Genomic DNA, 15,030 nt, shown 5'->3' with positions numbered 1-15,030 from the left:
GCCCTTTTGCTCAGAGCTGGCTTGTTCTTAAAATGATTCTGAAAGCTATACCTGCTGTGACTGCAAGGGCGCTTGCACCGGCACCTGCTTAAAGTATACCCGGAAGGTAGTACCCTGGCCTAGCTCACTTTCTACTTCTATGCGACCACCGTTGTTTTCGATGATGCGCTTCACAATATACAGACCTATACCCGTACCCTCCACATGGTTGTGCAGGCGCTTAAACATATCGAACAGCTTGTGCTCCTGGCCTTTTTTGATGCCTAGTCCATTATCCTGCACCTGCAGTACTACATAACCATCCTCCAGGTATGTGCTGATGCGCACCTCCGGAGTAACCTTGGCCTTGCGGTATTTTATCGCATTCGACATCAGGTTGTAAATGATGCTTCGCAGGTTTTTACGGGCATAGAGCAGATCTTTCATCTGAAAATCAACCTCTACCTTCGCATTGGATTCCTTTATCAGGCTGTCAATATCCAGCATCACGTCCTGTAGCACTTGCTCAAACGACAGCGGCTCTACTTTGGCGTGTAGGCCTTTCTGCACTTTGGTGATTTCAGCCAGGTCGGTAATTGTGCGCTTTAGCTTGTCGATCGCCTCAGCCAGCATATCCAGCAACTGCTTGTCTTCGCTCTCCAGCTTGCCTTCCAGTATATCTCGCAGCATGTTCGATAGTCCTTCCATGTTAGCGATAGGAGACTTCAAGTCATGCGAGGCAGTATAGACAAAGTTATCCAGGTCATTGTTGGTGCGCAGCAGCTCCATGTTTTTGAGGCTCAGCTCCTCATTTGTCGATACCAGTTTCGTGCGGGCCTTAACCAGTTCCGTTACCTCCACCGCGAAAATGAGCACTGCCTCTGGCTTGCCTTTGGCGTCCATGAGCGGCTGTATCACCATGTTGAAGTAGCTCTGGGTAAGTTTGCCGTCGTTATGCCGGTCAATAATAAGCGGCACTTCCTTGCCCACGTAATGGGTGCCGGTACTGAATACCTGGTCTATTTCTTCCAGTATACCCTGGTATGCCAGCTCTGCATGGGCTTCACGCAGCGTTTTGCCTACTAATAAGCGGTTACCGAAGAGCTTGCGGTAAAGCGGGTTGGCTAACAGATATTGCTTGTCTGAAGCCCGTACCAGCCCCACCAGCGCAGGTACTTCAACGAATAGCTTTTGCAGAAGCTCTGCATTCTGCTTCACCTTGCGGTCCGCTTCTTTTATATCGGTGATGTCGATGGTTGAGCTGATATATCCCAGGAAGTCGCCATCGGCACCAAAGCGAGGCGTGCAGGTCGCTACCATCCAGCGGTACTGACCGTCATAACGGCGCATGCGGACCTCAGCTCTGAAACCGGCCTCCGAAGCCTGCGCCTGGTTATACTGCTCCTCAAATGCAGCAACATCCTGCGGGTGAATTACCTGCTGCCAACCGAAGTTTATACTGTCTTCGAAGGTGCGGCCTGTAAAGTCGAGCCACTGCTTGTTCACATACACACTCTGCTTCCAGATATCCAGTATGCTGATCATTACCGGGGCATTGTCGGCCATGGTGCGGAAGCGGGCCTCGCTCTCGATAATAGCTTGCTGGGCTCTTTTCTCTTCTGTGATGTCACGTACTTCAATAATGGCATAAGCATCCCTGCTTCCGTCCTCAATCGGATGCACCGAGCAAGACACATCAAAGAAACTTCCATCCTTCCGGATAAACACTTCGTCGTATACCTGCTTCAGCTTTCGGTTGTGGAGGGCGTTACGAAGCGGGCACTCAGCTGCTGGGTAATGTGAGCCGTCTGGCCTGCTATGATGCACCATCTTATGCAACGATCTGTTTTGCACCTCCTTAAAATCGTAGCCGGTCATTTCCTCAGCGGCCGGGTTCATGAAAGTACAGTTGCCGTTTGAGTCGATGATAAACAGCGCGGCAGTAGCATTGTCGGTAATAGTCTGCTTAAGGCTGTTGGAACGGCGTGTGTTGATGAGCGACCATATAATGAAGAACATGAGCAAACTGATGATCGTACCGCCCAGCAAAATAAAGTAAGGCAGCTCCGTATCGGCAGAGCGCACAAACGACGGCTTGGCAGAGCAATACACGCGCCAGGTATGATTGCCTATACTCAGTGTGCTGAGCATGTCAAGCTCACGCTTTTTATTTGCATGAAAATACAGCTCCTCGCCTGTGCTGTAAAGCACGTCATTCTCCCCTAAGTTATTGCCATCGTATACCTCAATATCCAGGTCATTAAAGTTGCTCCCCCAGATGGCCATCATCAGGTCTTTGGCCCGGAAAGGGCTGTACACAAAACCCTCGATCAGCCGCTGCCGCTCCTTTATAGCCTCGGGCTCGGCATTGTTCTGGTAGATGGGCAGGTAAATCAGAAACCCAGATTGCTCATCCACGCCTGTCTCCTGCACCAGCCTCACCTTGCCCGACATGGCAGGCTTGCGGGTGTCGCGGGCCATTTGCATAGCCGAGCGCCTCACTGAGTCACTAAACATATCGAAGCCAATGGCACGCTGATTACGCGTATCAAGGGGTTCCAGGTAAATAATGGAAGTGTAGATAGGCCGCTGGCCTACCGGACGAATGGCAAAGTCTTTAAAGCCTTCATTACGAAGGCGGGAAACATGAGCAGGCAGCTCATTGGGCTTTACAAAATGGGCATAGCCTATTCCCTGAATGCCGGGGTAGTTTTCTTCAAGCTTGAGTGTGCTGTAGTACTGCTCCCAGTCTTCGCGGGTCACTGTGTCGGAGGCCACAAAAAGAGCCTTGGCACCCACCAGGATCTGCATATAGTCACGCATGCGCAATTCCAACGCCTGAGTGGCCTGGGTAGCTTTCAATTCAAAGAGTTTCTCGTTGCGCTCCAGTGCCTTTTTTTTCGTCTCAGAATAAATAAAAAGCGTGAGTAAAAAAATAAGCAGAAAAGATGAGATCGCGATCAGATACTCCCTGACAAACGCTACGAGATTGGAAAGTTTCATAGATAAATGAACAGGCTATTCAAAAAAACACCGGCCTTGCGCAAAACAACGGCCGGCAGAAGCACTTAGTTCAATGTTTAGGTCATCAAAAATAACTAAAATATTGCATCTTCTGCAACATTTTAGGGGCTTATTATCCGACCGCTGCTTAAGTCATGCCATGTCATTCCTTTACGACCAAACTATCACTTATTAAGTGGATACTGCTGTTTTTCTGCCGTAAATTGGGTATTGCGTGTTAATTTTACGCCAAACACCTTTTTACCATGATAGATATTCTGAAAAGCCTGCTGTTGAGTTTCATAGCTGTAGCCATATTGCTACCTGTGCTCCGTTATGCGCTACGTCGGCTGTCACCGGCAGGGCAGCAGGCTAAATTAAGTGCTGACGAGTCCCGCTACCTGCAAAAGAAGGAGTGGCAGTTAACTTTGGCCTACTTTGTATTCGCTTCGGTGCTGTCCGTTTTCTTCTCAGGGGCACTGGCCATGCTCTCCAGCATTCTGCACCTGTCTTCTGAGCAGATGTTCGTGATGACACCTAACTTCAAAGCCTTCTTTGCGCCAGGCCTGCTGTTAGGCCTCACCGTAGCGCTGCTACCGCTCCGACTCTCACAAAGCACGCTGCTCAACCAGGACTATGACCTCTACAAGCAGTACCTGCGCCAGCAGGAGGGACTTCGTTCCATCCGCCTCTACAGCATCCTGTTTGGTGTCATGCTGGGTTTCTCGCTGGTTGTGCTTTGGTTTGCCATGCGCTGGCATGTGAATGTGGACGAAAACCAGGTGCAGGTGACCAACCTGCTCAATCAGGAACGCACTTACCCGCACGCCGCCATTGAAAGCATTCACTACATGGGCACGGAGGGAGAATACCTGATCACGTTTGAAGACCAGACGGTGCTCAACACAGCTTACCTAAAGCCTGTTTCGCTGGATATGATCGCCCTGATGGCTGACCGCTCCGGCAAGCGTGTGATACGGTAGACTCGCAGGTATGCGCTATACCTTGATTATACCTGCAAAGCGGCCTTAAAAGAATATTTTTCGTAGTTTTGCCACAGTTAAACTGATCCTTTAAACCTAAGTATAAACGATATGCAAGTTCGCGTAGAGAAAGACACGATGGGCCCGATTGAGGTGCCTGCCGACAAATACTGGGGCGCGCAGACACAGCGCTCAAAAGAAAACTTCACCATCGGTGGTCAGCAGATGCCGAAAGAGGTGATTGAAGCCTTTGCTATCCTGAAAAAGTCGGCGGCGCAGGCCAATGCTGAACTGGGTGTACTGGCGCAGGACAAAGCAGACATTATCTCGCAGGTATGCGACGAAATCCTGGAAGGCAAGCTAGACGACCAGTTCCCACTGGTGGTATGGCAGACAGGCTCGGGCACACAGTCAAACATGAACGTGAACGAAGTGGTGGCTAACCGTGCGCACGTGGTGCTGGGTGGCAGCCTGATGGACGAGAAAAAGAAGATTCACCCGAACGACGACGTGAACAAGTCGCAGTCATCGAATGACACCTTCCCGACAGCCATGCACATCGCCGCTTATAAGAAAGTGGTGGAGCACACGCTGCCAATGGTGAAGAAACTGCACGACACGCTGAAGGCGAAGTCAGAAGAATTTATGGATGTGGTGAAGATCGGCCGTACACACCTGATGGACGCTACGCCACTGACACTGGGCCAGGAACTGTCTGGCTACGTGAAGCAGCTGGAGTATGGCATGAAGGCGCTGGAGAACACGCTGGATCACCTGAAGGACCTGGCACTGGGCGGCTCTGCCGTAGGTACAGGCCTGAACACACCGGCTGGTTACGCTGAGCTGGTTGCTGAAAAAATATCTCAGTACGCCGGCCACGATTTCCGCACGGCTCCAAACAAGTTTGAGGCGCTTGCCGCACACGATGCGATGGTAGAAACATCGGGTGCCCTGAAGCAGCTGGCCGTATCGCTGATGAAGATCGCCAACGACATCCGTTTGCTGGCCTCTGGTCCGCGCTCAGGTATAGCTGAGATTCTTATACCTGAAAACGAGCCAGGCTCTTCTATCATGCCAGGTAAAGTAAACCCGACGCAGGCAGAAGCCATGACGATGGTTTGCGCCCAGGTGATCGGTAACGACGTGGCAATCTCTGTGGGTGGTATGAACGGCCACTTCGAACTGAACGTGTTCAAGCCGGTGATGATCTACAACCTGCTAATGAGCGCCCAACTGATCGGTGACGCCTGCGACTCATTTGACAAGCACTGCGCCGTAGGTATAGAGCCAAACAGAGAGCGCATCAAGCATAATCTGGAGAACTCCCTGATGCTGGTGACTGCCCTGAACCCGCACATCGGTTATGACAAAGCCGCAGCCATTGCGAAGAAAGCGCACAAAGAGGGCACTACGCTTCGCCAGGCAGCCATCGAACTCGGCCATCTTACAAACGAGCAGTTCGACGAGTGGGTGAAGCCAGAGGACATGATTGGCAGCTTGAAAAAATAAGCCTCCCCTAACACGCAACATACGCAAATAAAAAAGGCAGCCTCTACAGGGCTGCCTTTTTTATTTGCGATCGATTTCTGTACAAACTTCTAGTCTTTGTTGAATTTAAAGAATCCTCTTAGAAATCAATTTTAGGACTATTTTTCAGTAGCCCATCATAAAAAATTCAAATTTTAGCACAATTCCACAAACCGTTCTGAAAGAAGTCACGTATCCCAATTCAGAAGCTTCAAATCAGTGGATTATCCCCTCGTATTATAAAACAGAGACATTCCGGTCAGTCGGACCGTATTGCAAAAGGTTCGCCTTCACTTAATATTAATTAAATCAATTAACGATATATAATACAATTTATATGTATATACCTGTGACTGGTTCACAGGCTGCATTCTGTTTATTTTTCACCCTAGTTTATTTCCTATGAAAGCATTCAGTACAAAAACCCTCGCCATGGCTTTTGCCAGCCTTTTCCTTTTTTCTTGTGAGCGCGACAATGAGCATGACGTTGCGGAGCCCATGGCCGTTAACCAGGACGATAACCTGATTGGCTATGACCCGACAACCTGCAACCTGGTACAGTCTTTTGGTGAAGGCACGCTGCCACGCACTGCTGATGTAATAGAGGAGGACGGCGCCGTGATGATTGTAAAGGCACAGAAAAGAGGGAACAACGGCAAGTATTTGCAGGAGACGCAGGCCCTTTTGCTTGACGCACACGATCCCGCCACTGACCTTGTTAACAGAATGGATGCCAACATGCTGGCCATGTCAGGTCTGTTGACGGTAGGGGATGGTTCCGGCAAGCAGGCTAACCGCAAAGGCGGTCGGCTGATATTGGATTTCTCTCCTGTGAGCACTGTTACCATGAAGACCATGGTTTTCACAGATATTGCCGCCGAAGACAAGGGTTCTAAAGTAGAGCTTTACAGCCGTAACGGACAGCTCATCGAAAGTAAGGAGATTCCGACAGGAGAGAAAAACTCAACGGTGATCGTGTCTTTCAATAATATACCTGGCGTGGCTAAGGCCATCGTTACCTTCGGGGATGAGCGTAGTACAGTAGGTTCTGGTGCTGTGGCTCGTCTGCAGCTGTGCGTTGAAGGGCAGGGACGCTACGATGATGCCCGCTACCAGGATGTGCACACCCTGTGGCTGGAGTACACCGGTCAGCAGCCTGCCAACGTCACTGTAAAGTCGAAGCAAGATGGCCAGAGAGGCAGAGGCAACGTAATTTTTGAGGCCAAAGGCATGAAGCCCGGCACCATGTTCAAGATCGCAGCCACAGAGGCCACCGCTTTAGGCGAGGCACTCCAGATCGAAACGCAGCGTCGCGAAAAGCAGCTTATACCTGTAAACGCAGACCCTACTGCTTCACTAAAGAAACAGTATGGCAACTTCAGAGTAGTAGAGGCCCGCTGCACGGATTACCCACTTAAATTAGAAGAGTAAGGTTGGAATGTAATTAACTGGAAAGCAGCTCTGCAAAGGGCTGCTTTTTTTTATGCATGCAACCTAAAGCAAATATACCTGAGTAGTGCACAAAACATTAAAGTTTAAATTGCAGGCAAAGTACAGTTATCAATGGTATGGACAACGTCAGACAAACAGATGCATCACACCGTCTCTTCCATGAAGCCTGGGAGCTGTACGAACAGTCTTTTCCGCTGGAAGAGCGGCGACCTTTGGACTGGCAGCTCGACATCATGTCCCATGCCAACTACCATTTTGAGCTTATATTGCAGGAGGATGCACTGGTAGGTATACTGCTGTGGTGGAGCTTTGAGGAAGTACGTTACATCGAGCACTTTGCCACGGTTCCGGCTTTGCGCGGCAGGGGCTATGGCAAACTTATACTGAAGGCCTTCACAGGCCGCAGTACAAGGCCTGTGCTTTTAGAAGTGGAGCCACCGCACGAAGAAATTCAGCGGCGCCGTATCCGGTTTTATGAGCAGAGCGGTTTTATACTGAATGATCACTATTACCAACAGCCTCCTTACCACCCGGGGCAACAGCCGCTTACATTGCTGCTCATGACTTACCCCGCTGCCATTTCAGCCGAAACTGTGGCGCACTTTGTAGCCAATCGACACCCGCTCATATACCGGCTGTCGCAGTAGTTTCGCCCACCTGGCTGCTTTTGGTCATAATACCTGCTTAGAGATCCCTCAACTTGCTTTCCACAGCATCACAACCATCTGCCATTACCATAAGTATGATTACTTATGCTTTACACCTATACCTCTAAAACCTAAGCAATGGACAAACTAAAAAACAAAGTTGCCTTGATCACCGGCTCCGACTCGGGCATTGGAAAGGCGACCGCAATCGAATACGCCAAAGAAGGAGCTGACGTAGTGGTTACTTACCACACCGATAAAGAAGGCGCTGAAGAGACGCTGAATGAAGTAAAGAAGCACGGCCGCAAGGGCCTGGTGCTGCAGGTGGATATCAGTGACGAGCAGGCTGTGGAAAAGCTCTTTGAGCAGTCCCTGAAAGAGTTCGGCTCCATCGATATACTTGTGAATAACGCTGCGGTAAACGGCTCTGGCATCAACGTAGCCGACATGGACACCGAAGTTTTCGACAGAACGATCAAGACCAATCTGTACGGCACCTTCTTCTGCTCCCGCGCCTTTATCCGGCACCGCAAACAGAAGGGCGGCAAGGGCAAGATCATCAATGTGTCGTCGGTACATGAGGAGATCGTGTCGGCGGGCACGGCAGACTACTGCGCTTCTAAAGCTGGTGTGCGCAACCTCACCCGCACCCTGGCGCTGGAACTGGCAGAGGACGGCATCAACGTGAACAACATCTGCCCCGGCATGATCCTGACACCCATGAACCAGGAGGCCGTGGACGACAAAGAGGCCCGCAAGGAGAGTGAACAGAACATACCGATGAAGCGGGCAGGCAAACCAGAGGAGATCGCTAAAGTCGCGCTGTTCCTGGCTTCTTCCGACTCTGACTACGTTACCGGTTCGAGCTACTTTATGGACGGCGGTCTGTCGCAGCATGTGGGGCAGGGGGCATAGCAATTGCCGGTAAAACAAGGTATAAGCCGGCCATCCTGTCAGGGCAAGTCCTTGCGGTGCATTATTTGTATACCTTCGTATACACAACCTAATTACTAATAAGCTTATGAAAATTGCGAAAGACCCATCTGAATATAACCAACTGACACCAGATGAAGAGCGCATCATTGTGCGCAAGGGCACTGAATACCCGGGAACCGGGGAGTACAATCACTTCAAGGGGGAGGGCGTATACCTGTGCCGCCGCTGCAATGCACCGCTCTATACCTCTGAGTACAAGTTTGAGTCGAACTGCGGCTGGCCGAGCTTTGATGATGAAATAACAGGCGCAGTGAAGCGCATACCTGACCCGGACGGGTACCGAACTGAGATTGTTTGCGCCAACTGTGGCGGTCATCTGGGGCACGTGTTCGAAGGGGAATACCTTACCCCGAAAAATGTCCGACACTGCGTCAATTCCCTCTCTATGAAATTTGTACCGGTCGAAGACCTGGAGAAGTAAACCGAAGGTATAGCCCTAAGCAAATGTTCAGGCACAGGCAGCAGGTATCGGCAGCGGACCGGGCGCATGAAACCGGCTCCTACGTCTGTACCTGCTGTGGCCATACACTGTTTGAAGTCAGTAAGAAATTTGAAGTCGGTTCCGGCTTCCCAAGCTTCTGGGCGCAGATTGGTGACCATGTTATCCACAAGAAGCTTCGTACGTATGACCGGGTGCGCACGCAACTGCTGTGTAGCAAATGTGGCCAGCACCTGGGCCACTTATTCGAAGACGCATGCACTCCCACACAGCTTCGTTACTGTATTAATCAGGCAGCCATCCGTTTTGCAGAATAGCAAGGCGGGGCAGGCTCTTAACTTTATACCTTTATCTTCAGTATATTATAGAAAAAACTGAATATTCTCACCCTGATATATTCCCTTATGAGCCGACCCTCGTTTATCAGAAGTCGCTACAACAGTTTCCGGTTTGCCTTTAAAGGCATGACAGCCGTATTTCGCTCCGAGCCGAATATGCACCTGCACGTGTTAGCCAGCATCATTGTGCTGGTCATGGCCTATCGATTTGAAGTCACGCGGGTGGAGTGGTGCCTGCTTATACTTTGCATCGGCCTGGTTTGGATGGCCGAGATCTTCAATACCTCCATCGAAACGCTTACCGACCTGGTGTCACCGGAGCAAAACATATGGGCAGGCAAAACCAAGGACCTGGCTGCAGGTGGAGTACTGATGGCTGCTATCACCTCCGTGGCTGTTGGGCTGTTCATCTTCATACCTTATTGGGTTGACTACGTAAACACTGAATTGTAATTGGCGCAAGTAAAGGGATAGCCTGGAAAACCAGACCTGCTCTCAATGCTAGGTCTTAGTTTGATACTAGCTTGCAGATCGTTTTGCTATACCTGATAGGACACTCTTTATACTGACAGCATTAGGTATAACGCCGTAGCATGACCAGTGTTTAACCATAAATCCCTACCTTTGCGCACCGTTTGAAAAAAGTGAACGCTATGCCTTTATTAAAACCCGTCAAGTGGGCGCTTGCCTTCTCTGTTATGATCGCTTCGGCAAGTTGCCGAACGACAGAGGAGCGTGCTGTAGTTACCACTGAAGTGGAGCAGGAGCGTGATACCCCAACTGGCTGGCTGAGCGAGCTTATCAGGGAACTGGAGCAGGAAGACGTAGCCAATCCGCCGGCTAAGGTATACCGCTATACCTACAACGAGCAGGAGGTGTACTACCTGACCGGCCGTTGCTGCGACATTCCCGCCAGGGTATATGACACTGATGGCAACCTGCTATGTGAGCCTGAGGGCGGCATGACGGGTGAAGGAGACGGCCGCTGCCCGGACTTTGTAGATGTACGCACAGACGAGACCTTAATTTGGGAAGATAAAAGAGAATATAATTAAAGATGACTGGAAACGACGTATTAAAGAACCTTTCGGAATATAACATCTGGGCAAACCAGACGATGCTGGATGTATTCGACACGCTGCCAGAGGTACCTGCCAATGCTGCCCGCCTGTTTAGTCATGCCCTTAACGCACAGGCTATCTGGATCGCCCGCATCACCGGCACCCAAAGCCCCGTGAAGGTATGGCAGGAGCATACGCTGGAGGAGCTGCATAAGCTGCACAAGTATGCCTCTTACAAAATAGCCGAGCTGGTAGCCAACTCCGATGAGGAGGAGTTCAACCGCCTGATCGACTACACCAACAGCCAGGGCCACAAGTATAGTACCCGTGTGCTCGACATCCTGACCCACGCCTTCAACCACGCCACTTATCACCGTGCCCAGGTAGCTACTGACCTGCGCAAAAATGGCCATAACCCGCCCAACACTGATTACGTGACGTACGTGCGTGAGCTCATGGGTCAGGTATACTGATTGGTTAACAGAAATTTTACGGCAGAAGAAATTATACTGCCCATAAAAAAGGAGCCCTTCGTAGCGAAGGGCTCCTTTTTTATATGGTGTTGATTTTATTGGCTATTGCCAAATAGATTATTGTTCAGGATTACTCGGCCATCAAATCAATCGTGCCAATGCTTTTAACCTGGTCCTGTGCTACAGTCACGTTTTCGACTGTTTTGTTGTGCTCGTCATTCTCGGTATAGAACTTAACGGTATAAGTGCCTGCTCTTACACCTTTAATCAGGAAGTCACCGTTTTCATTTGCAAATCCACCGATGGTGTCATTCGCAGCGGAGATCACATAGATACCTGGCTTTAGCTCGGCAGGCGTTACTCTGCCTTGTATAGCGCCTGCTATAGCTTGCGTCACAGTACGGATAACTGGCTTTAGGTTATACTGTCCGTTACCTCTGGCCACAACCGACTTGGCTGCGTCGAAGTCCAGCAGCACCACGTAGGTCACATCTTCTCTTAGATCGGCGTTCAGTTGTAACTTCAGTCCTGAAGTCTGTCCGCTCGGCGTCTTCAAATCGACTACAGTGCCATTCTTCAGTTTCACGGAGTTGTTCTCACCTAGTACCAGCCTGATTTGTGAAATAGTACCAGCCGGTAGGTTAGCAGAAGCCAGCAGCGTGTCACGTCCGTTGGCGAAGTCAAGTAGGTTGTAAACGCCTGGGTTGATCTCGTCTAGTGTGAGCCAGCCGCTTTCGCTGTCAGTATTCTCCTTGTGGATCTGCACAGAGCGAATATCCACGTTCACCTCTTCATAGTCGCCCGGGGCATCCGTCATGCGCACTTCCATACGGGCTGTGCCATTACTGTCAGTTTCGCTGTCACAGGAGCTAAACCATACCAGGCCACTCATTAAAAAAGGAATCAAGAATTTAGTTCTCATAGAAATTGGATTAAGTTTAAACCACTACGGTGCTAAATAGCAACCATTATACGAATAAACGGGATAAAGTTGCACAAAAGTATATAGCTATAAAAAAATATAGGCCGCTAAGCTAAGCATAGCGGCCTACACTGTATTTCAAGGCACTATTGCTGAACTTTAGTAGTATCAGGCTTAGCTGGCTGTGTAGCTGGTTTGGTTCTCGGCTTCAGAAAATCAGTGATCTTGTCTGTTGCCTGCTTTTTGATTTGCTGTTCAGCTTCCTGTCGTTTCTTCTCCAGTTCCTGACGGGCTTTGTCCTCGGCTTCCGTCTTTCTTCTTTCAAGTTCGTTGCGTACGCTGTCCTGCACCTGTTGCTTCTTCTGCTCCAGCTGCGTTTTAGCGTCATCTACCTTGCTCTTCACAACGCTTTCTACCAAATCCTTGGCCTGCCCCTTGGCACTGCCACCCGCCAAAGCCACACGTGGCTCAGAGAGTGTACCTCCAATGTTCAGGTTTAGTGTAATTCGATCAGAAGTCTTTAGTGCTTCATTGCCAATCAGACTTCCCAGTCGAGTGTTTAGCTCACGGCCTATTTTTCCGGCTGGAACATTGAGTGCGGTGACATAATCAATGTTGCCGTTCACATTGTTGGAGCCACCCACGGTCATATCCACATCACCCACTTTCAGGTCAAACGGACGAATGACCAGGCTACCGTCTATGATCTGGGCATCGATGCGCTTGTTTTCAACGACAAAGGTTCGCAGTTCATCAAAGTTCGTCAGCCTGCTAATCTGGTCCACGATCTTCACGTCGCGCACTGCAGCCTTCACCACATCTATTATACCTGAGCCGTCCAGCGTGTTGAACACCGGCGTCATATCCTGCCCGATCTCACCGGCAAAGTTGAACTTGGTAGAGAAGGTACCATCCAGCAGACCGGCGATAGGAGCAATCACTTTGATCGTGTTAAATGCATTGAAGGCCTCCTTAAAGCTCAGGTTCTGCACGTCTAACCTCATGTCGAAGAGAGGCTGCTTCAGGTTCTGTGTGTTGTAGCTGCCACTGGTCACGAAAGTACCGCCCAGCGTATTGAACTTCACGGACTCGAGTCGGGCTACCTTGTCTTTGATCAGCACACGTCCGCCCACGTTGTTGAGCTTCAGGTTGTCATAAAGTACCTGCTTGGCATCAACATTTAGTGTGATATCGAGGTTGTCCGGCACCTCTACCACGCCTTCGGCTTCGTTGGCTGCGGTCGTTGTCTGGCCGGTATTCTCGTCCACCATCCACTCGTTCACATTAAACAAGTTGGAGCTCAGGGTGAAGTTACCGCGCAACGACTGGTTGTCGGCCATGGCGTAGCCAATGTAGTTCGACACTGATCCGTTCGCTCTGAAGTCGCTTTTGCCCAGGAAACCGTTCATGTTGTTGAGCTGGATGCGCTCGTTGTTGAACACAGCATCGGCTTTGCTGATTCTTATACCTTGCGGCATATCTGTGCTTACAAAGTTCAGGTTGCTGATGCCCATGGTACCATTGGCCGTCACATTATTATACCTTTCAGCCTCGATATCCGACATCTTGCCTTTGGCGGCTACGTTGGCGTTGATACGGCCGGTCACCGTCATACCTTCCTGCGGGAAGATCTTAGTGAGTTTCTCCAGGTCCAGTATACCTTTGATCTGGCCGTCGAAAGCCGGGTGCTCTATACCTTGCACCAGCATACGACCCTCCAGCGGCTCACCGTCCAGCGTCATATTGAAGCGCTCTATGTTGATGCGGGTATCATCGGTGTTACCTGTCTTGTTCAGGATGTTCACCACCGCATTCAGATTCTGGATAGGGGCAGGGAAGTCGGCTGACTTCACATAGCCATTAGTCAGGCGCATATCAGCGTCTATCACCGGCATGCTCTTCTCGCTGTAGGTACCTTTGGCATCAGCGTCTACCTTCAGGAGACCACGCAGCGTCATACCCTCTATAGGGAACACCTTGGTCATCTCATCCAGATCGATGCTGGCTTTCACATTACCATCCACCTGCATTACCTCCATACCTTTCACCAGCACGCGAGCATCTACCGGGTTCTTACCCATATCCATGTGGAAGCGGCGCACATCCACCACCGTGTTTTCCATGTCGCCATCCGGATTGTCGACGCGCATGTCTACGTTGATGTTGCGGGCAGCCTGTGGTAGGTCCGGGTACTTGAACATACCGTCTACCACCTTTAGCTCGGTTCCAAAGCCTGGCATCGAGGTTTCGTTATACCTGCCCTTCACATAGCCGTCGAAGCTCAGATTACCTTCTGTTTTGATGTCCTTGAAATCCTCCTTGAACATACCTGGCACCACCGATAGCACACTGCGGAAATCTGTATCCGCTGCCTTAAAAGTCAGGTCCAGGTCGATGTCGTCTTCCGGCATTAGTATCGTACCGGCAAACTGCACCGGCAGTTCGTTGATGCGTATATTATTGTCTTTAAAAGTATAGAGGTACTGATCGAGGTCCATCGCCATTGTCACGTCAGCGTCCAGCACAGCATTCTCTATATAATTAACGCCATCATAAGTCATTACAAAGCGCTCAGCCTGCGTACTGGATTTCATATCGAACACGCTCTTTTCGAAGTCGCCGCTACCGGTATGGCGCACGTTATAGGCAGCCAACCCGAAAGGAATGCTCAGATCATCATAATAAAGTGTACCGTTGTTGATATCCCACCGTTTGATTGCCATGCGGAAGTCACTGGCCGCTGTATCGGCCTCGGCGGTTATAGTGGTATCCGTAATGAAGATATCCCAGTTCGCCTTGCCACTTTTGAGCACCAGCAGGCGGATAGTCGGGTTGTCAAGTTCGATGTTGTTAACCTTAACCCGATTGTCACTGATCACACTCATCAGGTCGAGGCCCATGCGGAAAGAAGGAACCTTAGCCAGCGTGTCGGTGGCAAAAGAATCCTGGCCGACAATTAGCAGGTTCTCCACACCCAGCGACATGTTCGGAAAATCTCTGAAAAGGGAAAGGCTAACGTCGTCTGTCGCGTATATGACAGATGCATTGATATTCTTGGCGATCTCTTTGTCCAGGGCCTCTTTAATTTTATCTTTGAAGAGCAGAGGCACAAGCGCCGCCGCTGCCAGCAGCACCGCCAGAAAGACGAAGAAACCAATAACTACTTTTTTCATATTAGGTGGTTGCGTTTAGTAAAAGCTAAGCTATATA

13 protein-coding genes are annotated in these 15,030 nt (G+C 50.2%); 10 read left to right on the top strand and 3 right to left on the bottom strand.

The window, feature by feature from the left end:
• Positions 1-45 precede the first annotated feature (45 nt).
• The gene (locus BW972_RS05085; protein ID WP_076421334.1) at positions 46-2,982 is read right to left on the bottom strand and encodes a CHASE domain-containing protein; all 2,937 of its coding nucleotides are present in this window, start codon (positions 2,980-2,982) and stop codon (positions 46-48) included.
• Between the two features lie 266 nt (positions 2,983-3,248).
• Here BW972_RS05085 and BW972_RS05080 point away from each other — a divergent pair, with 266 nt between their 5' ends.
• The 10 genes from BW972_RS05080 to BW972_RS05035 all read left to right on the top strand — a co-directional run bounded on the left by BW972_RS05080 (position 3,249) and on the right by BW972_RS05035 (position 10,898).
• Entirely contained in the window at positions 3,249-3,965 is a 717-nt protein-coding gene (locus tag BW972_RS05080) for a hypothetical protein (protein WP_007660856.1), read from the top strand.
• 111 nt (positions 3,966-4,076) lie between these two features.
• Positions 4,077-5,474, top strand: a complete 1,398-nt coding sequence (fumC, locus tag BW972_RS05075) for a class II fumarate hydratase (protein ID WP_076421333.1) — start codon at positions 4,077-4,079, stop codon at positions 5,472-5,474.
• 420 nt (positions 5,475-5,894) lie between these two features.
• Positions 5,895-6,923, top strand: coding sequence for a hypothetical protein (locus tag BW972_RS05070; protein WP_076421332.1), 1,029 nt, complete (start codon positions 5,895-5,897; stop codon positions 6,921-6,923).
• Between the two features lie 137 nt (positions 6,924-7,060).
• Entirely contained in the window at positions 7,061-7,591 is a 531-nt protein-coding gene (locus tag BW972_RS05065) for a GNAT family N-acetyltransferase (RefSeq protein ID WP_076421331.1), read from the top strand.
• A 138-nt stretch (positions 7,592-7,729) separates the two neighbouring features.
• Positions 7,730-8,506, top strand: a complete 777-nt coding sequence (locus BW972_RS05060; protein ID WP_076421330.1) for an SDR family NAD(P)-dependent oxidoreductase — start codon at positions 7,730-7,732, stop codon at positions 8,504-8,506.
• 106 nt (positions 8,507-8,612) lie between these two features.
• Complete coding sequence (locus tag BW972_RS05055; protein ID WP_076421329.1) at positions 8,613-9,008, top strand: methionine-R-sulfoxide reductase; 396 nt, start codon at positions 8,613-8,615, stop codon at positions 9,006-9,008.
• Between the two features lie 23 nt (positions 9,009-9,031).
• On the top strand, positions 9,032-9,343 hold the full coding sequence (locus BW972_RS05050) for a peptide-methionine (R)-S-oxide reductase (protein WP_076421328.1): 312 nt from the start codon (positions 9,032-9,034) through the stop codon (positions 9,341-9,343).
• Positions 9,344-9,430: 87 nt separating this feature from the next.
• A complete protein-coding gene (locus tag BW972_RS05045) occupies positions 9,431-9,817 on the top strand; it encodes a diacylglycerol kinase family protein (RefSeq protein ID WP_076421327.1) in 387 nt (128 codons plus the stop codon).
• Positions 9,818-10,017: 200 nt separating this feature from the next.
• A complete protein-coding gene (locus BW972_RS05040) occupies positions 10,018-10,419 on the top strand; it encodes a DUF6970 domain-containing protein (RefSeq protein WP_076421491.1) in 402 nt (133 codons plus the stop codon).
• Between the two features lie 2 nt (positions 10,420-10,421).
• Positions 10,422-10,898, top strand: coding sequence for a DinB family protein (locus tag BW972_RS05035; protein WP_076421326.1), 477 nt, complete (start codon positions 10,422-10,424; stop codon positions 10,896-10,898).
• A 130-nt stretch (positions 10,899-11,028) separates the two neighbouring features.
• Here the strand turns inward: BW972_RS05035 and BW972_RS05030 are convergent, their stop codons facing one another.
• On the bottom strand, positions 11,029-11,820 hold the full coding sequence (locus BW972_RS05030; protein ID WP_076421325.1) for a DUF4382 domain-containing protein: 792 nt from the start codon (positions 11,818-11,820) through the stop codon (positions 11,029-11,031).
• Between the two features lie 146 nt (positions 11,821-11,966).
• Complete coding sequence (locus BW972_RS05025; protein ID WP_076421324.1) at positions 11,967-14,993, bottom strand: AsmA family protein; 3,027 nt, start codon at positions 14,991-14,993, stop codon at positions 11,967-11,969.
• Positions 14,994-15,030 lie beyond the last annotated feature (37 nt).

The sequence above is a fragment of the Pontibacter lucknowensis genome, from assembly GCF_900156415.1.
GTDB classification, from domain to species: domain Bacteria; phylum Bacteroidota; class Bacteroidia; order Cytophagales; family Hymenobacteraceae; genus Pontibacter; species Pontibacter lucknowensis.
Note: the sequence above shows the minus strand (reverse complement) of the source record. Positions and strands in the feature narration are given on the sequence as shown.